The 905-nt window shown below is 41.2% G+C and carries 1 protein-coding gene; it reads right to left on the bottom strand.

The window, feature by feature from the left end:
- Nucleotides 1-37: 37 nt before the first annotated feature.
- Nucleotides 38-905 (bottom strand): transposase (locus V7R39_RS17725; RefSeq protein WP_334032284.1); only part of this gene is annotated, 868 nt, incomplete at its 5' end.

Below are 905 nucleotides of genomic sequence, written 5' to 3'. Positions count from 1 at the left end.
TAACAACACGCCCTGAGGTGGACAACAACCCCTTTCTCTAGTTGTCCACGGCATATTTCAGTAACTGTGAACCTTTCACTCTTAGTGCATTTAGATAGGTACTTTCATCATAAACCTTTCTGTCCTGCCAACATCGCCAAACAATTCTTATCCACTTAAATGTCAGTGCTCTGATAGCCACATTATGTGATTTCCCTTTGCCGATTTGTTGTTCGTAGAAGGCTTTGGCCCAGTACGAGTAGCGCACCGTCTGCCCCGCCCATTCGACTAAGCTTTGTCTTAAAAATTTGGGGCAATGATACCGCCAATGTATCCATGCTTTTTGACCGCTAGCTTCAATAACGGGAGCTATGCCTGCGTATTTTTGAATATCGCTCGCGGATTGATATCTAGCTCTGTCTTCACCAAATGCTGCTAATAATCTTGGAGCGTAGCAGGGGCCTGCGCCTGGTAGACTATCGAAAATAATATGATCATCGTGCTGAATATACAGCTCTTTAATTTCTTCATCTAACGTTCTTATCGCTAGCAAAAGCTGCTTTAACTGAGGAACAAGTAAACTTATCATCAAAGAATTAGGCTTAATGATCGCTTCATCACGCGTTAGAGGCTTAGCAGCTTTTAGCTGGGTAAAGCGTGCTTCATTCACGTCTGGATAGTGTGAATTATGTTTGCTAAAAAAAGCAAGGAATGTTGTTTTTCTTGCTGCCTGAGCCTGCTCAAGAGTGGTCCAACGCATCAAAAAATCACAAAATATTACGGTGTCTTTTTCTTTAAACCAAAGCAAAGACTGAGGAAAATATTGTTTTAGAATACCGGTGATTTTGTTACTTAAACTTACTCTATCTTGAACTAGCTTACGACGAAATAATACGAGCTGATTCAACTGCCTGATACTGTCTGAT

It is taken from the genome of Alteromonas sp. P256, assembly GCF_036864455.1.
Lineage (GTDB): Bacteria > Pseudomonadota > Gammaproteobacteria > Enterobacterales > Alteromonadaceae > Alteromonas.
The sequence above is the reverse complement of the archived record's forward strand: the minus strand, read 5'-3'. Positions and strand labels throughout refer to the sequence as shown.